The organism is Terrabacter sp. NPDC000476 (assembly GCF_040300125.1).
Classification (GTDB): Bacteria; Actinomycetota; Actinomycetes; order Actinomycetales; family Dermatophilaceae; genus Terrabacter.
On the sequence record NZ_JBEPDF010000001.1, the window covers coordinates 1,532,123 to 1,549,465 of the forward strand.

The 17,343-nt window shown below is 74.1% G+C and carries 18 protein-coding genes; 5 read left to right on the forward strand and 13 right to left on the reverse strand.

Annotated features, from left to right (window positions below):
* Window positions 1–89: 89 nt before the first annotated feature.
* The 5 genes from ABT295_RS07095 to ABT295_RS07115 form a co-directional block, all read right to left on the reverse strand.
* Entirely contained in the window at window positions 90–500 is a 411-nt protein-coding gene (locus tag ABT295_RS07095) for a DUF4870 domain-containing protein (protein ID WP_352393694.1), read from the reverse strand.
* A gap of 118 nt (window positions 501–618) precedes the next feature.
* Complete coding sequence (locus ABT295_RS07100) at window positions 619–1,332, reverse strand: SGNH/GDSL hydrolase family protein (protein WP_352393695.1); 714 nt, start codon at window positions 1,330–1,332, stop codon at window positions 619–621.
* 89 nt (window positions 1,333–1,421) lie between these two features.
* Entirely contained in the window at window positions 1,422–1,940 is a 519-nt protein-coding gene (locus tag ABT295_RS07105) for an NUDIX hydrolase (protein ID WP_352393696.1), read from the reverse strand.
* Window positions 1,941–1,946: 6 nt separating this feature from the next.
* The gene (locus tag ABT295_RS07110; protein ID WP_352393697.1) at window positions 1,947–2,399 is read right to left on the reverse strand and encodes a DUF6912 family protein; all 453 of its coding nucleotides are present in this window, start codon (window positions 2,397–2,399) and stop codon (window positions 1,947–1,949) included.
* Window positions 2,399–3,820 (reverse strand): WS/DGAT/MGAT family O-acyltransferase, encoded by a 1,422-nt coding sequence (locus ABT295_RS07115; protein ID WP_352393698.1) that lies wholly within the window; start codon window positions 3,818–3,820, stop codon window positions 2,399–2,401. The genes ABT295_RS07110 and ABT295_RS07115 overlap by 1 nt, the downstream gene beginning before the upstream one ends.
* A 40-nt stretch (window positions 3,821–3,860) precedes the next feature.
* On the opposite strand from ABT295_RS07115, the gene ABT295_RS07120 reads away from it, so the two are divergent.
* Window positions 3,861–4,259 carry a hypothetical protein gene (locus ABT295_RS07120; protein ID WP_352393699.1) on the forward strand — a complete coding sequence of 133 codons (399 nt, stop codon included), beginning with the start codon at window positions 3,861–3,863 and terminating at the stop codon, window positions 4,257–4,259.
* Between the two features lie 2 nt (window positions 4,260–4,261).
* Entirely contained in the window at window positions 4,262–5,641 is a 1,380-nt protein-coding gene (locus ABT295_RS07125; protein ID WP_352393700.1) for a hypothetical protein, read from the forward strand.
* Here the strand turns inward: ABT295_RS07125 and ABT295_RS07130 are convergent.
* Together ABT295_RS07130 and ABT295_RS07135 are read right to left on the reverse strand one after the other, a co-directional pair.
* Window positions 5,631–7,214, reverse strand: coding sequence for a CpaE/TadZ family protein (locus ABT295_RS07130; RefSeq protein WP_352393701.1), 1,584 nt, complete (start codon window positions 7,212–7,214; stop codon window positions 5,631–5,633). The genes ABT295_RS07125 and ABT295_RS07130 overlap by 11 nt on opposite strands.
* A complete protein-coding gene (locus tag ABT295_RS07135) occupies window positions 7,211–7,873 on the reverse strand; it encodes a CpaB family protein (RefSeq protein WP_352393702.1) in 663 nt (220 codons plus the stop codon). The genes ABT295_RS07130 and ABT295_RS07135 overlap by 4 nt, the downstream gene beginning before the upstream one ends.
* A 319-nt stretch (window positions 7,874–8,192) precedes the next feature.
* Between ABT295_RS07135 and ABT295_RS07140 the strand changes: the two genes are divergently transcribed.
* Window positions 8,193–8,420, forward strand: coding sequence for a helix-turn-helix domain-containing protein (locus ABT295_RS07140; RefSeq protein WP_352393703.1), 228 nt, complete (start codon window positions 8,193–8,195; stop codon window positions 8,418–8,420).
* An 18-nt stretch (window positions 8,421–8,438) separates the two neighbouring features.
* Here the strand turns inward: ABT295_RS07140 and ABT295_RS07145 are convergent, their stop codons facing one another.
* The gene (locus tag ABT295_RS07145; RefSeq protein ID WP_352393704.1) at window positions 8,439–8,990 is read right to left on the reverse strand and encodes a hypothetical protein; all 552 of its coding nucleotides are present in this window, start codon (window positions 8,988–8,990) and stop codon (window positions 8,439–8,441) included.
* Window positions 8,991–9,089: 99 nt separating this feature from the next.
* On the opposite strand from ABT295_RS07145, the gene ABT295_RS07150 reads away from it, so the two are divergent.
* Together ABT295_RS07150 and ABT295_RS07155 are read left to right on the forward strand one after the other, a co-directional pair.
* Window positions 9,090–10,040: a LysM peptidoglycan-binding domain-containing protein gene (locus ABT295_RS07150; RefSeq protein WP_352393705.1), complete on the forward strand. Its 951-nt coding sequence runs from the start codon at window positions 9,090–9,092 to the stop codon at window positions 10,038–10,040.
* Window positions 10,030–10,527 (forward strand): Rv3235 family protein, encoded by a 498-nt coding sequence (locus ABT295_RS07155; protein ID WP_352393706.1) that lies wholly within the window; start codon window positions 10,030–10,032, stop codon window positions 10,525–10,527. Before ABT295_RS07150 ends, ABT295_RS07155 begins: the two co-directional genes overlap by 11 nt.
* Before the next feature lie 39 nt (window positions 10,528–10,566).
* On the opposite strand, the gene secA is transcribed toward ABT295_RS07155, so the two are convergent.
* The 5 genes from secA to ABT295_RS07180 form a co-directional block, all read right to left on the reverse strand.
* Window positions 10,567–13,374, reverse strand: coding sequence for a preprotein translocase subunit SecA (gene secA, locus ABT295_RS07160; protein WP_352393707.1), 2,808 nt, complete (start codon window positions 13,372–13,374; stop codon window positions 10,567–10,569).
* A 185-nt stretch (window positions 13,375–13,559) separates the two neighbouring features.
* Complete coding sequence (locus ABT295_RS07165; protein ID WP_352393708.1) at window positions 13,560–14,765, reverse strand: winged helix-turn-helix domain-containing protein; 1,206 nt, start codon at window positions 14,763–14,765, stop codon at window positions 13,560–13,562.
* A 10-nt stretch (window positions 14,766–14,775) separates the two neighbouring features.
* Window positions 14,776–15,462 carry a response regulator gene (locus ABT295_RS07170; RefSeq protein ID WP_352393709.1) on the reverse strand — a complete coding sequence of 229 codons (687 nt, stop codon included), beginning with the start codon at window positions 15,460–15,462 and terminating at the stop codon, window positions 14,776–14,778.
* A 155-nt stretch (window positions 15,463–15,617) separates the two neighbouring features.
* Entirely contained in the window at window positions 15,618–16,256 is a 639-nt protein-coding gene (hpf, locus tag ABT295_RS07175) for a ribosome hibernation-promoting factor, HPF/YfiA family (protein WP_352393710.1), read from the reverse strand.
* Between the two features lie 269 nt (window positions 16,257–16,525).
* Window positions 16,526–17,293 carry a ComF family protein gene (locus tag ABT295_RS07180; protein ID WP_352393711.1) on the reverse strand — a complete coding sequence of 256 codons (768 nt, stop codon included), beginning with the start codon at window positions 17,291–17,293 and terminating at the stop codon, window positions 16,526–16,528.
* Window positions 17,294–17,343: the final 50 nt, after the last annotated feature.

Below are 17,343 nucleotides of genomic sequence, written 5' to 3' on the forward strand. Positions count from 1 at the left end.
CGCGATGGGGTGGCCCGCCTCGTGGGCGGGCCACCCCATCGTTCCACGTCCGCCGCAGACCCCGTGAGGGCCAGACGCCGAGCGCCCGGTCAGCGCAGGACGGTGATGCCCCAGGGGTAGCGGTAGAGCTCGCCCCGGTTCGCCGCCATGGCGGCGCGGACGTGGAAGACCAGGGCCGCGACGATGGCGACGCCCCAGACGATGATCGCCACGGGGATGAGGATCACGGTGAAGAACAGGACCCAGCCGACGACGATGGCCGCCCAGACCGCGAGGTTGAAGTTGAACGAGCCCGCGGCGGCCTGCCGGACGAAGGCGCTGCGGTCCTTGTAGAGGGCCCAGATGACGAGGGGCCCGACGAAGCTCAGCCAGCCGGCGGAGATGACCGCGGCGACGATGGCGGCGAGGTGGCCGAGCACGGCCCACGTGCGCTCCTCGCTCGTGGTCGCGGGGGTGGCCGGGAGGCCCTGACCGTAGGGGGTGTGCATCGGATCTGTCATGGCACCATCCTGTCGCCGGCCGGGCCCCGGCGCTGCCCGGGTCGGCCCTGATCCGACCCTGAACCGCCCCTGACCCGCGGCGGCGAGCCGGGGTGTGCGGACGGGCGACGGGTTCGGTTCAGGCGGAGACGCCCACGGGGTCGTCGATCGAGAGCGAGCAGACCGCGCTGTCGTCGGCGGCGAGGCCGAGCGCGTCGAGCAGCGTGAGCGCCATCTCGTGGTGGCCACGGGCTCCCGGGTGGAACGTGTCGCTCAGCCAGCCGTCGGGCGCGACCTCCACGTCGTGCTCGGCCGCGGCCGCCGCCCAGGCCGCGGCGTGGTCGACGACGAGCACCCCGAGGTCGCGGGCCACCTCGCGCACCGCCTCGGCGTAGAGGGCGATGAGCTCCGGCGTGCGGGCCCCCTCCGCGAGCACGGGCGGCGGCGTCTGGAGCACCACCGTCGCGCCGACGTCGCGGGAGCGCTGGACGATCTGGTCGAGGCGGTAGCGGAAGGCGCGCACCCCGTCGGCACCGGCGACGATATCGTTGGTGCCGAACATCACCACGACGATGTCGGGCGCGAATCGTCCTGCGCGCCAGTGGAACTCGGGCAGCAGGTCTTCGGTCGTCGCTCCGGACACCCCGGAGTTGACGACGGCGTCACCCCGACGGCCGAGCTCGCCGCGCACGCGCTCGGTGACGTGCTCGACGTAGCCACGGTAGCCGTGCGTGTGCGTCACGCCCTGGGTGATGCTGTCGCCGAGGAACACCCACGTCACGGGCGGGCCGGAGAGGATCTCGCGCACCCGGTCGGCGTCGCGGCGGGCGTACTCGTCAGCGGTGAAGTCCATCCGCGCAACGTAACAAGGGACCCCGGCCCGGCAACTCCCCCGGCCCAGCACGTGGGACGGCCCCCACGCGGAGAGCCTCCGAACTCCCGTCAGGCCGGAGCGTCGAGCCAGGACCGCACGAGGGGTCCCCACACCGCGACGCTGTCGGGAACGAGGTCCTGCGGCGCCTCGTCGAGGCGGCGCACGAGCTCGGCCACAGCCACCCACTCACCCCACGAGACCTCCTCCGGCTGCCACCGGATCGGTCCGTCCCACGTGACCACGAAGCGGAACGCGCGGTAGCGCGTCACCTCGTCCGCGTAGTCCTGCACCCCGCACGGCTCCAGCGGCACCCCGTGGACGCCGAGCTCCTCGTCGACCTCGCGCACGGCCCCGTCGGCGGGGTCCTCGCCTGCGAGCACCACGCCGCCCGCCGCGAGGTCGAGCAGCCCGGGGTAGACGTCCTTCGTCGTCGTGCGCCGGTGGACGTAGACGCGACCGGCGCCGTCGCGCACCACCACCGAGGACGCGGCGTGCCGGAGGTTGTCGGCCCGCATCACCGAGCGCGGGGCGGACCCGCAGACCTCCCCGTCGGCGTCGTAGAGGGCGACCACCTCGTCGAGCGCCACGAGGGGTCAGGCCCCGGAGGAGAGGAAGAAGGCGTGGACGTCGTCGAGCTCGGTGACGTCGTACCAGAGCAGCTCGTCGGCCTCGTCGTCCTGCCCGACCGTGACCTCGTCGTCGACGTGGAACGACGCGATCCGCGAGAGCGGCACGGCGGCCGTCAGGGCCACCTTCGAGACGGGAGACCCGTCGCGCGGCACGACGGCGCCGGGGTCGACGTCCGCGGCGGCGACGACGCGGCGGTCGGCCGGTGCGGCGCGCAGCCCGGACGCCGCCTCGACCGCGTCGCAGAACGCGGCGTACTCGAGGTCCTCGACGTCGAGGCCCGGCGCGCTGGACGCGAGACCCGGCGTGACGGCATACGCGATGCGCGGTGTGCCGGGGCCGGCGGCGAGCGAGCCTGTCGCGACGAGCTTTTCGAGTGACTCGCGCCCCAGCGGCACGTAGACGCGGACGACCGGCATCAGGACTCCCTCCCGCTCGTCAGCTCGGCGAGCGAATCGACGATCGACTGGCCGAGCACGTCGACGTCGGGCATCGCGTCGCGGTCGGCGTTGAGCCCGATGTAGACGCCACCGTTGTACGACGTGATGCCGATCGAGAGCGCCTGGCCCTTGGCGAGCGGGGTCACCGGGTAGGTCGAGAGCATCTCCGCGTCGCCGGCGTAGAGGGGCGACTGCGGGCCGGGGACGTTGGTGATCATGACGTTGTAGAGCCGGCGCGACATGGCCGAGCCGAGGCGGGCACCCAGGGCGTGCAGCGTCGGCGGCGCGAAGCCCGCGAGGTTGGCGAGCGACGTCGCGCCGACCGCCTGCCCACCCTCCATCTGCTGGCGCATCGCGAACGCGATCTGGTGCAGCCGCATCGACGCGCCGGGCTCGCCGACGGGGAGGTTGACGACGCAGGCCATGACCTGGTTGGCGTACATCCCGGCGGGGTCGTCGCCGTAGATGCTGACCGGCACCATGGCACGGACCGCCGTGTGCGGGCTGACGGCCTCACCCCGGCCGAGCAGCCAGGCGCGCAGGCCACCGGCGATCGTCGCGAGGACGACGTCGTTGATCGTCACGTCCTCGGCGTACGCGCCCCGGGCGAGCCGTCGACGCACGACGCGGTAGTCGTCGAGGTCGGTCGCGACCATGACCCAGCGGCGCGCCGAGCCGACCTCGGCGTTGAGCGGCGAGTCGGGCGCGGGGCGGGCCGCGGTGCGCGCGACCGTGGAGAGCACCTGCCCCGCCGACTCGGCCGCCCGCAGGCCGACGTTGAGGGCGTCGTTGAGCCCACCGCGCACGAGGTCGACGACCTGCGTCGGCCGGCGCACGGCGTCGACGAGCGCACCCGTCACGAGCTCGACCGACGAGGGCGGGCGGCCGGGCTCCCACGGCACGACGCCCTCGTCGAGCTCCTCGCCCTTGACGGCGTCGACGATGACGTGCGCGATGTCGAGGGCGTTGACCCCGTCGATGAGGGCGTGGTGCGTCTTGGTGACGATGGCGAAGCGGCCGTCGTGGAGGCCCTCGACGAGGTAGACCTCCCAGAGCGGGCGCGTGCGGTCGAGCTTGCGGGGCTGCACGCGGGCGACGAAGTCCTGCAGCTGCTCCTCGCTGCCCGGGCGGGGCAGGCCGGCGCGGCGCACGTGGTAGCTCATGTCGAAGGCCTCGTCGTCGACCCAGACCGGGTTGGCGATGCGACCGGGCACGTCGCGCACCTTCTGGCGGAACCGCGGGATCGCGCCGATGCGGCTCTCGATGATCCGCACGAGCTGGTCGTAGTCGAAGCCCTCGCGCGGCGGTTGGAACACCATGACCGACCCGACGTGCATCGCGGTCGTCGACTCCTCGAGGTAGAGGAACGACGCATCGAGCGAGGTCAGCCGGTCGGACATGGGGACACTCTGCCAGACGGCCCCACCTAGGATCGGAGCCATGCGTGCGATCCGAGCCCTCCCGTATGCCGTGTGCGTCCTCGCCCTCGCCGGCGTCTCCGCCTGCTCGGCGTCGTCGCCGAACGGTGGGTCGGGCGGTGGGCCCGCCGGCGGTGGGGTCGCCGCGACCTCCGGCGCGGTCACCCGGCTCGAGGTGGGCATCACCGGCACGACGGTGACGCCGCCGCCGGCGCTCGTCGACCTCGCCGTGGGGTCGACGCTCGAGCTCGTCGTGACGAGCGACCACGACGACGAGCTGCACGCCCACGGCTTCGACGTGGAGGAGCAGCTCAAGGCCGGGGTGCCGACGACGCTGCGGCTCACCGCGACGCAGACCGGGAGCTTCGAGGTCGAGACCCACGAGCCGGCCCTGACGCTGCTCACCGTCGCGGTCCGCTGACCGTGGCCGGAGCCGTCCTGCCAGCCCTCCTCCCCGCCCTGACGCCACCCGCCCTCACGGCACCCGCCCTGCTGCCGGCGCACGGCGTCGGCAACCGGGGCGACCTGCCGCTGCCCTTCACGGCCCTCGTCGTCGCGGCCGTCGCGGCCCTGCTCATCTCGTTCGTCGCCATCGGGGTGCTGTGGCGCGAGCCGCGGCTGCGCGACACCGACGGGTGGCTCCTGCCCGGCCCGCTCGCCGGCCTCCTCGACGCGCGCTGGTTCCGGGGACTGGCCCGCGCCCTCGCCGGGCTGCTCACGCTCTGGACGCTCCTCGCCCTCGTCCTCGGCCCGGACTCGGCCCGCAACCCCGTCCCGCACGTCGTCTACGTCTGGCTCTGGGTGGGGCTCGCCTTCGCCTCGATGCTGCTCGGCCCGGTGTGGCGGGTCGTCAACCCGTTGCGGGCGCTCCACGCCGGGCTGCTGCGCCTGGCCCGGGTCTCGCCCGACCTCGCGGCGCTGCCCTACCGCTGGGGCCTCTGGCCGGCCGCCGTCGGGCTCGCCGCCTTCACCTGGGTCGAGCTCGTCGCCCAGGAGAACACCTCCCTCGGGTTCCTCCGGGTGCTCGTCGCGGGCTTCGTCGCGGTGTCGCTCCTCGGGGCGGCCGTGTTCGGCCGCACGTGGTTCGACCACGCCGACCCCTTCGAGGTGTGGTCCGCCCTGCTCGGGCGACTCTCCCCGCTGGGCCGGCGCGCGGACGGGCGGTGGGTGCTGCGCACGCCGCTGCACGGCATCAACGAGCTGCGCGGCCGGCGCGGGCTCGTGCCCACGGTCGCCGTCATGCTCGGGGGCACGGCCTACGACGGCTTCTCGGCGAACCTGTCCTGGGCGACCTTCGTCCAGTCGTCGGCCGTGCCGCCGTCGCTGCTCAAGACGGCCACGCTGCTCGGCTTCTTCGGGCTGGTCGCGCTGACGATCTGGCTCGCGTCCGCGCTGTCGGTGCGCCTGGCCGGGGAACCGCTGCGGCGCTCGATCCCGTTCGTCAGCGACATCGCCCCCTCCCTCGTGCCGATCGCCGGTGGCTACGTCGTGGCGCACTACTGGTCGCTCTGGGTCTACCAGGGGCAGTACGCGTGGGTGCTGCTCACCGACCCCCTCGGCACGGGCGCCGACCTGCTCGGCACCGCGGGCCTCGTGCCGGACGACACGCTGATCCGGCCGACGCTCGTCGCCACCATCCAGGCCGTCAGCATCGTCGTCGGGCACCTGCTCGGGGTGCTCGCCGCGCACGAGCGCGCCATCACCGTGCTCGAGCGACGGGCCGCGGTCATCGGCCAGCTGCCGCTCATGGTCGTCATGGTCGTCTACACCCTCGGCGGCCTCACCATCCTCTTCACGCCCTGACCCGACGCGCCGCGGCGCCCGACGGCCACGCCCAGCGCCGGCCACGACGGCCGCGATCGCCACGGTTGCCGCTCCTGCCCGACGCCGCTCCGCGACCGGACGCCGTCCACGGGAGCAGGGCGGTGGCGAGCTCGGCCACCGCGTGGCGCACGGCGGAGTCGGGCGCGTGCTCGACGACCGACCGCCCCGCCAGCAGGGCGTCGTCGACCACCCGGGCCTCGTCGGGCACGAACCGCACCCGGGTGAGCCCCGCGAAACGCAGCAGGGAGTCGGCGATGCGGGCCTCGGGCCGGGAGCCGACGGCACCGCTGCGCAAGCGGTTGACGACGGTCACCGGGGCGCCCGAGGGCACGGTGCCGAGCTCCTGCAGGCCGCGGACGAGCCGTTGGAGGGCGACGGGGTCGGCCCCGCCGACGGCCACGACGACGTCCGAGACCGACAGCGCGGTGAGGGTGGCCTCGTTGCGCCTCGGCGCGAGCGTGTCGTAGCTGAGCTCGGCGTCGTCCTCGAGGCAGAAGCCGCAGTCGACGACGACGACCTGCACGAGCAGCCGGCTGAGCTCGAGCACGCGCTCGAGGGCGGCCGCGCGAAGCTCCGGCCACCGCTCCGCCTTGGGCAGCCCGGTCAGCACGCGCAGGCCCGCCGTCACCTCGGGCGCCACCCGCGAGAGGGCGGCGAGGTCGAGGGTGCCGTGGTCGGCGGCCCGGCAGGCCGCCGCGATGCCGGGGGCCTCGTCGAGCAGGCCCAGGGTCTGGGCCACGCTGCCGCCGTAGGTGTCCGCGTCGACGAGCAGGCAGCGCACGCCCCGTGCCGCGAGCTCGGCTGCCAGGGTCGTGGCGATCGTCGTGCGCCCCGGGGCGCCCGTCGGCCCCCACACCGCGAGGACGGGGGTGCGGCGCGCTCGGTCCGCGGCGTGACCGCCACCCGGGTCACCCCCGCCGTCACCGCCCTCTCCGTCGTCTCCGTCGTCGGCGCCGGCGGGTTCCTGCTCCGGGCCCTCGTCGCGAGCACCACCCGCGCCTCCCGAACCGCCAGCGCCACCCGTGTGGCGTGGCGCGTCGGGACCGCCAGCGCCCGGGTCCGCGTCACCGCCCTCGGACGGGTCCGAGGCACGCCCGGCACCCGCCGGGCGCCACCCCGACGGCCCGGCGAGGGCATCCCTCCTGCCGGAGGACGAGGCCGCGTCACCAGCGGGGCGCTCCCGGTCCTGCGGTGCCTCTCGGCCGTGGCCGTCGCCGGCGAGCGCCTCGGCCCACCGCTGCGCGTCGGCGTCGGTCGGCACCGTCGTCGTGACGGAGAGCTGGCGCAGGCGGCGCTCGGCCGCCTCGTCGTCGCCCGGGTGGACACCCACGACCCGGAGGCGCAGGGCGCGGAGGCGGTGCACGACGTCGAGGTCGAGGCCGCGCAGGTCGGCCGACACGACCGCGACGTCGCCGAGCCCGGCCTCCGCCACGGAGAGCAGCTCGGCCACGTCGGCGCACCGCCGGGCGATCGTCACGTCGGGCACGTCCTCGAGCACCGTCGCGACGACGGACTCCCAGCGGTGGCCGAGCGCGGTGAGGACGGCGCTCACCCCGCACCGCCGGTGGCCGCGCCCACCGCGGGCACGAGGGTGAGGCGGGCCTCGCCGTCGACGGCCTCGACGAGCGCCTGCACCTTCTCGGACGGGACGTAGATCTGGACGGAGGTCAACGAGCCGGACCCGAAGCCGCCGCTGGTGGTCAGCACCGCGGCCACGCCGGCCGAGGAGAGCACCTTGGTCGTCGCCGGGGCGCTCCGCTCGGCCGTCGTCGACGCCCTGGGGGTGACGAAGACGTCGACGCGGCTGCCGCGCACGAGTCCCGTCGTCGCCATGGCGTCCGCCCGGACGGTGACGCGTTGCACGCCGACGGCGTCGGCCGCCCCCACCGCCGAGGTGGGCACCAGCTCCCCCGCCCGCACGTCACGCAGCAGGAACGAGCCCACCGGCGGCGGCGCGTCGGCCCCGAGGTAGGACGCCATGCCCTCCGCCAGGCGCACGTCCGCCCGCACGAACGACCCGGAGCCCACTGCGTCGCCGGCCACGAGGTTGTCGGCGGCGACCCAGACGGGCACGCGGTCGCCGGCGCCGGCCACGGCCCGGGCGCCGAGCACCGTCGCCACGACGACGAGGAGCAACCCGACGAGCAGGCGGCGTTCGCGCCAGGACGGGCGGCGCAGCCGCCCCGCCGTCGGGGTGACGAGCTCGGTCATGGGGCCCCCTGAGATCTGCTCCCGGCGACGCGCCGGAACGCTCCGCACCGCCGCCACCCCGACGCCGGTGGGAGGCCGCGCGGCGGCGGAACCCGGGCGCCGCGGTCACGCACGGCTCGGCAACATCTTGCAGCAGGCGGGACGCGCGCGTGCCGGACTGCGCACATCTGGGGACAACCCGCGTGGACCCGCCGCGCGGCTCCCTAGGATGGACGCGTCGCACGGCGGGCGACCGCGGCCGGTCGGCCGTGCACGCAGGCGTGCCGCAGGGTACGGAGGGGTCGAGACCGTCGCTGGGCGGCCCGGATGAGGAGTTCACGTGGCACAGCGGTTCCTGCAGCTGACCGAGGTGTCGGAGATCCTCAACATCTCCTCCGCCCAGGCCTACGCGCTCGTCCGCTCCGGTGAGCTGCCGGCCATCAAGATTGGCGGTCGGGGCCAGTGGCGCGTCGAGACGGTCGAGCTCGAGAACTACATCCAGCGCATGTATGCCGAGACGAAGTCGTTCGTCGAGGCGCACCCGTTCGGCACGGCCGGCGAGGAGTGAGCCCCGGGCGACGGTCGCTCAGAGCCGGCGCACCGACGCGATCGCGGAGAACGGCACGAGCACGGTTCCCGTGACGTTGCCCGGGCGGCGCACCTCGTCGCCGGGGTGCTCGGCCAGGTCGAGGTGGTCGGCACCCACGACGTCGACGGTGCCGGTGCGCGCCCGTCCGTCGACGTCGGTCAGCTCCACCGGCACCCGGTCGCGGCTCACGGCACGCATGGCCGCCCCCAGGGTGAACCGTCGGGCCACCACCGAGGGGAGCCGGGCACCCGGACGGGCACCGCGCACCGCGCGGACGGCCGCCAGGGCCACGAGGACCTCCCGGCCCGGGCGGGTCTCGAGCAGCGCCCAGTCGGGGCCGACGTCGAGCAGCCGGCCAGCCACTTCCTGGGGCCCGAGCACGAGCCCGAGGGCCGTCGCGCCGGGGCCCGTCTGGGCGAGCAGCCGGGCCTGGAGGTCGAGCAGGGCCCGTTCGCGGCGGGTGCGGTCGGCGACCTCGGCGTCCCGCTCGAGAGCGCCGCCGATCTCGAGCTGGGCCTCGAGGTCGTCGAAGAGCAGGTCCCACCGCATGGGGCCACTGTGCTCCGCCCCGGACGGTCGCACCAGCGGAATCCACAAGCCAGCGCACGCGTCGTTGACCAAACGAAGGCAAACGGCCTTCAATGAAGAATGCAACAGTCGAGGACGACGTCGGGCGGGCTCACGCAATCCGGGCAGGAGGCGGGGGCACCGGCCCGCCGTCGACGCCCGGGCGGCCGGTCCCGCACGGGCGAGCTGCTCGGCGGGCTGACGGGAGTCGCCGTCGCCGTGGCCGCGCTGGGCGTGCTGCTCCCCCTGACCCGGGCTCCGCGACCTGCTGGGGTCACGGCCCGGGTCGACGACGTGCTGCTCACCGCACTGTCCTGGGTCGGCGCCGGCCTCGCGTGCTGGCTGGCCGTCGGCTCGGCGCTGGCCGTCGCGTCGCTGCTGCCGGGCACGGCCGGCCGGGCCGCCGAGGCGCTGGCGGAACGGGTGACGCCCCTCGTCGTGCGCCGCGCCCTGACCCTCGTGCTGAGCGCGTCGGTCGGCTCGGTCGTCCTCCCCGCCGCACCCGTCTCGGGTCTCGGCGCCGTCGCCCCCACCACGTCCCGCGCGGCCGCGCCCGGCGCGGGCCCGGTCCCCACGCCACGGCCCGGCCCCGACCCGGGCTTCACCCCCACCACGACGCCGGCCGTCGCACCCACGCCCTCGCCGACGCTCTCGCCGACGCCCTCGCCGACGCTCTCGTCGACCCGTCCCGGCAGCGTGGTCACGGTCGCGCCACGCACGCGTGCCGCGCCCACGGTCGGCCCCGGCTTCGTGCCCACCCGGCCCCTGCGGACCCACGACGCCGACCGGTCCCGCCTGCTCGCCCCGACCCCGCGCGCCACCGTCGCCGTCCAGGAGCTCGTCACCGTGCGGCGTGGCGACACCCTGTGGTCCATCGCGGCGCACCACCTCGGAGGCGGGGCCACGCTCGCGAGCACGGCCCGCGAGTGGCCCCGCTGGTACGCCGCCAACCGCGCTGTCATCGGCGACGACCCCGACCTGCTGCTGCCCGGGCAGCAGCTGCGCCCCCCGGAGCCCGACCGTGGAGGCTGACGGCTTCGCGGTGCGCCGCATCCCGCAGACGGCGCCACGGATCATCTCCGCCGACGAGGCCTGGCACGGCGAGGCGCCGTACGCCCAGGACGCGCTCGCGCTCGACTTCCACGGGGCGCACGACGCGGACTTCGGCCCCCGGCCCACGCGCAGCGGGCTGCTGCCCGAGCCCGGTCCGTTCGTCGCCCGGCTCGCGCAGGCCGTCATCGAGGTGGTGTCGGGGCAGCGTCCGGCGCCGCAGCTCATCCGGCACGCGGCGCCGACGGTCTATGCCGTGCTCGCGCGCCAGGCCATGGTGGCGGGGCGGCGACGCACCCCCGGTCCGCAGCGAGCAGCCGTCGTGCGGCGGGTCCGCGTGTGCGAACCCGCCGACGGCGTCGTCGAGGCGTGCGCCGTCGTCGTCGCGCACGGTCGCGTGCGGGCGCTCGCCCTGCGGCTCGAGGGGCTGGACGGCCGATGGCTCGTCACGGCCCTCACCATCGGGTGAGCGGCCGGACGAGCCATCGGGCGAACGTCGGCGTCAGCGTCAGCGGCGCTTGCGCTTGACCTTCTTGCCGCGTCGGTCGGCCTTGCGCTCGACGGTCTCCTGACCACCGGTCTCGACCGCGCGGCCGTCCTCGCCCGGGGCGCTGTAGTGCAGCGTGGCCGGCCGCTGGGCGGGCTCGTCGAGGTCGACCCCCGAGACGCGGACGCCCGAGGAGCCCGAGCCGGAGCCGGCCGGCGCGGCCGCACCCGTCACGTCGTCGGCCGCGTCGCCGTCCGCGGCCGCGAGGCCGCCGACGAGCGCCCCGACGGTCATCGGCGAGGCGCCGACGGCGGGCGCGGTCTCGGGCACCTGCACCTCGACGGAGAAGAGGTGGGCCACCGACTCCTCCTTGATGGACTCCATCATCGCCTCGAAGAGCTGGAAGCCCTCGCGCTGGTACTCGATGAGCGGGTCGCGCTGCGCCATGGCGCGCAGGCCGATGCCCTCCTGGAGGTAGTCCATCTCGTAGAGGTGCTCGCGCCACTTGCGGTCGAGCACCGACAGGACGACGCGGCGCTCCACCTCGCGCATCGTCTCCGAGCCCAGCGACTCCTCGCGGCGGTCGTAGGCGTGGTGCGCGTCCGACATCAGCTGCTCGCGCAGCAGGTCGGCCGTGACGGCCTGACGGCCTCCCGCCATGTCCTCGACGTCGGCGACGGTGAGCGAGAGCGGGAAGACCTGGCGCATCGCCTCCCAAAGCTTGTCGAGGTCCCAGTCGGCGGCGAAGCCGTCGGCCGTCGCGGCGTCGACGTAGGAGCCCACGACGTCGTTGACGAAGAGGCGCAGCTGCTCGTGCAGGTCCTCGCCCTCGAGCACGGCGCGGCGCTCGTCGTAGATGACCTGGCGCTGGCGGTTCATGACGTCGTCGTACTTGAGGACGTTCTTGCGGATCTCGTAGTTCTGCGCCTCGACCGCGCCCTGGGCCTTCTGGATCGAGTTCGTGACCATCTTGCTCTCGATCGGCACGGAGTCCTCCATGCCGGCCGTCTGCATGAACCGGTCGACGAGCCCGGAGTTGAACAGCCGCATGAGGTCGTCGTTGAGCGAGAGGTAGAAGCGGGACTCCCCCGGGTCGCCCTGTCGACCCGAGCGGCCTCGCAGCTGGTTGTCGATGCGGCGCGACTCGTGGCGCTCGGTGCCGAGCACGTAGAGGCCGCCGAGGGCGGTCACCTCCTCGTGCTCCGCCGCCACCTCCTGCTCGGCCGCGGCCAGCGCCTCGTCCCAGGCGGCCTCGTACTCCTCCGGCGTCTCGTGCGGGTCGAGGCCGCGCTTCTTCAGCTCGGCGACGGCCCGGAACTCGGAGTTGCCGCCCAGCATGATGTCGGTGCCTCGACCGGCCATGTTCGTCGCCACCGTGACGGCGCCCTTGCGGCCGGCGTCCGCGACGATGGCGGCCTCTCGCTCGTGCTGCTTGGCGTTGAGCACCTCGTGCTTGATGCCGCGCTTCTTCAGCTGCTGCGAGAGGTACTCGCTCTTCTCGACCGAGACGGTGCCGACGAGCACGGGCTGGCCGACGGCGTACTTGTCGGCGATGTCGTCGACGACGGCGTCGTACTTGGCGACCTCGGTGCGGTAGACGAGGTCGGCCTGGTCCTTGCGGATCATCGGGCGGTTCGTCGGGATCGGGATGACGCCGAGCTTGTAGATCGAGTTGAGCTCGGCGGCCTCGGTCTGGGCCGTGCCCGTCATGCCCGAGAGCTTGTCGTACATGCGGAAGTAGTTCTGCAGCGTGATGGTGGCGAGCGTCTGGTTCTCGTTCTTGATCTCGACGCCCTCCTTCGCCTCGATGGCCTGGTGCATGCCCTCGTTGTAGCGACGGCCGGGGAGCATGCGGCCGGTGTGCTCGTCGACGATGAGGATCTCGCCGTTGATGACGACGTAGTCCTTGTCCTTCTTGAACAGCTCCTTGGCCTTGATGGAGTTGTTGAGGTAGCCGATGAGCGGCGTGTTCACCGTGTCGTAGAGGTTGTCGATGCCGAGGAGGTCCTCGACGCGCGCGATGCCGGACTCGAGCACGCCGACGGTGCGCTTCTTCTCGTCCACCTCGTAGTCGCCGCGGCCGTCCTCACCGCGGTTGAGGCGCGCCGCGATGCGCGCGAACTCGACGTACCACTTCGTCGCGAGGTCGGCCGGGCCCGAGATGATGAGCGGCGTGCGGGCCTCGTCGATGAGGATCGAGTCGACCTCGTCGACGATGCAGAAGTTGTGGCCGCGCTGCACGAGCTCGGCGGGGTCCCACGCCATGTTGTCGCGCAGGTAGTCGAAGCCGAACTCGTTGTTCGTGCCGTACGTGATGTCCTTGGCGTACTCGGCGCGACGCTGCTCGGGCGTCATCTGGCTGAGGATGCAGCCGGTCTCCATGCCGAGCGCGCGGTGCACGCGGCCCATCAGCTCGGACTGGTACTCGGCGAGGAAGTCGTTGACGGTGATGACGTGCACGCCCTTGCCGGAGAGGGCGTTGAGGTAGCTCGGGAGCGTCGCGACGAGCGTCTTGCCCTCACCGGTCTTCATCTCGGCGACGTTGCCCATGTGCAGCGCCGCGCCACCCATGATCTGCACGTCGAAGTGACGTTTGCCGAGGGTGCGCTTGCTCGCCTCGCGGACGGCCGCGAAGGCCTCGGGCAGGAGCATGTCGAGCGTCTCGCCGTTGTCGAGCCGCTCGCGGAAGCCCTTGGTCTCCTCGCGCAGCTCCTCGTCGGTGAGCTTCTCGAAGTCCGCCTCGAGGGCGTTGACCTGCTTGGCGATGCCCTGGAGCTTCTTCAGGGTCCGGCCTTCGCCGGCGCGAAGCAGCTTCTCGATGACGGCCATCTGGTGATCTCACTCCCGACTGAACGTGTGGACTCGCCCGGTGGGCGGGCTCCATCGCCCGCGATGGGTCACGGGACCCGCCTAGGCTAGCCGCCTTCCGGACACAACGACCAACGCACCGCCCACCGGCGCGGTTCCGCTCGCCGCCGAGCCGTATGGCGGCCGCACCCGTTCGTCGCCGCCGCTCAGCCCGGCGTCGGCAGGTCGACCCGACCCAGGCCGAGCCACGTGGCCATGGACTCGAGGTTGGCCACGAGCGCGGGGCGCGCCTCGGGTGGCGCCCCCGGCTCCCACGTCACCCGGTGGCAGCGCAGCACCCCGGCGGCGCGGTCGGCCTTGAGGTCGCAGCGCGCGACGAGCGACTCCCCGTGCAGGAACGGCAGCACGTAGTAGCCGTGCACCCGCTTCGGCGCCGGCGTGTAGATCTCGATGCGGTAGTGGAAGTCCCAGAGGGCGAGGATGCGCTCGCGCTGCCACACGAGCGAGTCGAAGGGGCTGAGCAGGGCCTCGGCGTGCACGCGCCGGGGCACCCGGGCCTCCGCGTGCAGCCAGGCCGGCTTCCAGCCGGGCACGGTGACTGGCACGAGCTCGCCGTCGGCGACGAGCCGGGCGATGGCGGGGCGCGCGTCCTCGCGCTTGATCCGGAAGTAGTCGGCGAGGCACAGCTCGGTGCCCACGCCGTGCGCCCGGGCGGCGATGCGGACGAGCTCGACGAAGCGGTCCGGGTCGGCCTCGGGGCCGGGGCGGTCGGTCCAGGCCGTCCGCAGCGGGGGCGGGGCCGTCGCCGACAGGGCCGCGTAGCGACGCTCGAACTGCGTCGTCCGACCCGCCGAGCTGATCTGCCCCGCCCAGAAGAGGTACTCGAGGGCGTTCTTGACCTCCGACCAGTTCCAGCCCCAGTGGTCGGTCCGCCGGGGCTGGTCGTGCGCCAGGGCGACCTCGACCTCCCGGGTGGTCATCGGGCCGCCCGCCTCCACCTCGGCCCGCACGAGGTCGACGTAGCCCGGCCGCTCCTCGAGGATGCGTCGCATGCCACCCCACGCCTTCTCGGCGGCCGCGCGCATGCGGAAGTCGAGCAGCGGCCACGTCTGCGGGGGCACGAGGCTCGCCTCGTGGGCCCAGTACTCGACGAGGCGGCGCGGTGCCCGGTCGCGGGCCCGGTCGAGCAGCGCCGTGTCGTAGGGGCCGAGGCGCGAGAAGAACGGGAGGTACTGGCTGCGGGCCAGCACGTTGACGCTGTCGATCTGCACGACCCCGACCCGGTCGACGACGCGCTGGAGATGACGGGTCGTGGCCGCGAAGGGAGCCGGGCGCGGGTCGAGGAAGCCCTGGGCCGCGATGGCGACCCGGCGCGCCTGACCGCGCGTCAGCGTGCGCGCCGTCGTGCTCATGCCCGTCCGCTCACTCGTCGGGGTCGATGAGTCGCTGGCGCACGGCATACATGGCCGCCTCCATCCGCGAGTGCATCTGCAGCTTGTCGAGGATGTTGCGGATGTGGTTGCGCACGGTGTTCTCGGAGATAAACAGCTCGCTCGCGATCTCGCGGTTGAGCCGGCCACGTGCGACGAGCCGCAGGATGCCGAGCTCGCGGTCGGTGAGGCGGGGCAGCTCGAGGCCGGGACCCGGCGCCGGCGCGCTCGCGCGCTGGCTCATCTGCGCGAACTCGGTCAGCAGCTTCGAGGCCATCATCGGCGAGATGAGCGACTGCCCGTGGAAGACGGCCCGGATGCCGGCCGCCACCTCCTCGGGCGGCACGTCCTTGAGCAGGTAGCCGTTGGCGCCGGCGCGCACCGCCTCGAAGAGGTTCGCTTCGTCGTCGGAGCTCGTCAGCATGAGGATGCGGGCCGAGGGCACCCGCTGCTTGATGACCCGGCAGGCGTCGATGCCGCCGCGCTTGGGCATGCCGACGTCCATGACGATGACGTCGGGCAGCTTCTCCTCGGCCTGGTCGACCGCCTCGACCCCGTCGGCCGCCTCGCCGACGATGTCGATGTCGTCCTCCGTGCCGAGCACGGTCTGCAGCCCGCGCCGGTAGAGGGCGTGGTCGTCGACGATGAGCACGCGGATGACGTCGGGGGGCGGGGTCACGGGCCCATCTTGGCAAAGACCGGCGACACCGCGCCCGCCGAGCCGTCCAGCCGGGGCGCGTCGGCCGGCCGCGCCGGTCCCCGCACGCACGACGTCGGGACGCCCTGGTGCGCGCCCCGACGTCGTCCCGGGTTGGGCGGATCCGCCGGCGGTGCCTAGCCGGTGGCGGCCACGTCGGAGTCGGTCTCGAGGTGCAGCACGCCGTAGCTCCAGCCGCGGCGGCGGTAGACGACGCTCGGCCGGTCGGTATCGGCGTCGTGGAAGAGGAAGAAGTCGTGGCCGACGAGCTCCATCTCGTTGACGGCGTCCTCGAGCGACATCGGGGCGGCGGTGTGCACCTTCTCGCGGACCTCGATGGGCGAGTTGCCGAGGGCGCCGAAGCGCTCGAGGTCGTCGACCTGGCCGTCGCCGGCCGCGGGCTCGGCCTCGCGGGTCGGCTCGTCGGAGGTGTCGATGCGGGCGGTGGCGCGCGCCACCGACTCGGGGAGCCGTCGTCCGCGGCTGACGCGCCGCTTGTCGTGCATCCGCCTCAGGCGCTCCATGAGCTTGTCCACGGCCGCGTCGAGGGCGGCGTACTTGTCGTCGAGACACGCCTCCGCCCTGATGACGGGACCCTTGGCGTGGCAGGTGAGCTCGACCTTCTCCGAGCCCCGCGCCACGCGCTCGTGCGTCACGACGACGTCGATGCGGTGCACCTTGGGGGCGAGGGCCTGGACCTTGGCCAGGCGTTCGTCGAGCTGCTCACGGAATCGGTCGGGGATCTGGACGTGGCGCCCAGTGACGACGATCTCCACGGTTCCTCCTTGTTCGCGCACGTCTTCGGCGTGCGGTGCGCTTCGGTGTGGCTCCGGGCTCTCGTCACCTAGGACGGGCCCGCCGGTCGATGCGGCACCACCCCTTCCGCTCTCGCGCCCCGGGGACTCGACCGGAGGTCGGGCCCCCTCGTGGGACGGGGTCATGCCCCGACCCTAGTCGGGCCGCCCGCCCGCGGGAAGGCGTGTCGGCCAACCCGGGCAGACCTCACAGCAGTCACACGGGACACACCGCGGCGCCGCGCATGCCGTCACGCCCGGGTGCGGTGCGCGGCCGCCATCGTGGCGCCCACGACGTCCGCCGCGCCGGCCCGGCGCAGGGCCCTGGCCGCCTCTGCGAGCGTGGCTCCCGTCGTCACCACGTCGTCGACCAGGACGCAACGTCGGTCACGGATCACGTTCTCCCAGAAGGCTTTCACCGCGAGGGCACCATCGAGGTTGCGGCGCCGCTGCGCGGTGTCGAGACCGGACTGGTCGGCGACCCGACGCGCGTGGCGCAGCGCCGGGGCCAGTCGGAGCGTGTGTGCCACCACCCCGCGCCCGGGCGTGGCGCCCGGCTCGACGGACGCCATGCAGGCGTCGAGGGCAGCCGCACAGACGTCGACCATCGGCGTGTCGCCCCGAGCCCGCACCGACCGCGGCGAGGAGGGCACCGGCACGACCAGCACGACCCCGTCGGGCCAGCCGCACCCCGCCAGCGCGCCGGCCAGCGACGCCGCGAGGAGCGGGGCGAGCACGCGCTCGAGGTCACGGCGTCCCGCGTCCTTCCAGGCCGACACGGCGACGCGCAACGGGTCGGCGTAGAGGCCCCAGGCGTGCACGGGCGGCAGGCCCGGCGGTGGCCGGTGCGGCACCACCCAGGACGGTCCCGAAGCACCGGGCGGATCCCCGAGGGCGAGGGAGGCGAGGGCCGTCGCGCAGCGTGTGCACCACCGCGTGCCGGCCCGCCGGCACCCGCCGCACTCGCGGGGCAGCACGAGGTCGAGCGCCGCCCCGGGCAGCGCACGGATCCGGTCCATGCCGGCAGCAGACCACGGGGCGACGTCGTCCGGGACCGGGCCGGCCGCGA

Bases quoted from the DNA above. Each gene is read 5' to 3' on its own strand.
- ABT295_RS07135 (WP_352393702.1), bottom strand. From the start codon at position 7,873: ATGACCGAGCTCGTCACCCCGACGGCGGGGCGGCTGCGCCGCCCGTCC.
- ABT295_RS07115 (WP_352393698.1), bottom strand. From the start codon at position 3,820: ATGTCCGACCGGCTGACCTCGCTCGATGCGTCGTTCCTCTACCTCGAG.
- ABT295_RS07165 (WP_352393708.1), bottom strand. From the start codon at position 14,765: ATGAGCACGACGGCGCGCACGCTGACGCGCGGTCAGGCGCGCCGGGTC.
- ABT295_RS07145 (WP_352393704.1), bottom strand. From the start codon at position 8,990: ATGCGGTGGGACCTGCTCTTCGACGACCTCGAGGCCCAGCTCGAGATC.
- ABT295_RS07150 (WP_352393705.1), top strand. From the start codon at position 9,090: ATGCAACAGTCGAGGACGACGTCGGGCGGGCTCACGCAATCCGGGCAG.
- ABT295_RS07180 (WP_352393711.1), bottom strand. From the start codon at position 17,293: ATGGACCGGATCCGTGCGCTGCCCGGGGCGGCGCTCGACCTCGTGCTG.
- secA (WP_352393707.1), bottom strand. From the start codon at position 13,374: ATGGCCGTCATCGAGAAGCTGCTTCGCGCCGGCGAAGGCCGGACCCTG.
- ABT295_RS07095 (WP_352393694.1), bottom strand. From the start codon at position 500: ATGACAGATCCGATGCACACCCCCTACGGTCAGGGCCTCCCGGCCACC.
- ABT295_RS07100 (WP_352393695.1), bottom strand. From the start codon at position 1,332: ATGGACTTCACCGCTGACGAGTACGCCCGCCGCGACGCCGACCGGGTG.
- ABT295_RS07120 (WP_352393699.1), top strand. From the start codon at position 3,861: ATGCGTGCGATCCGAGCCCTCCCGTATGCCGTGTGCGTCCTCGCCCTC.
- ABT295_RS07110 (WP_352393697.1), bottom strand. From the start codon at position 2,399: ATGCCGGTCGTCCGCGTCTACGTGCCGCTGGGGCGCGAGTCACTCGAA.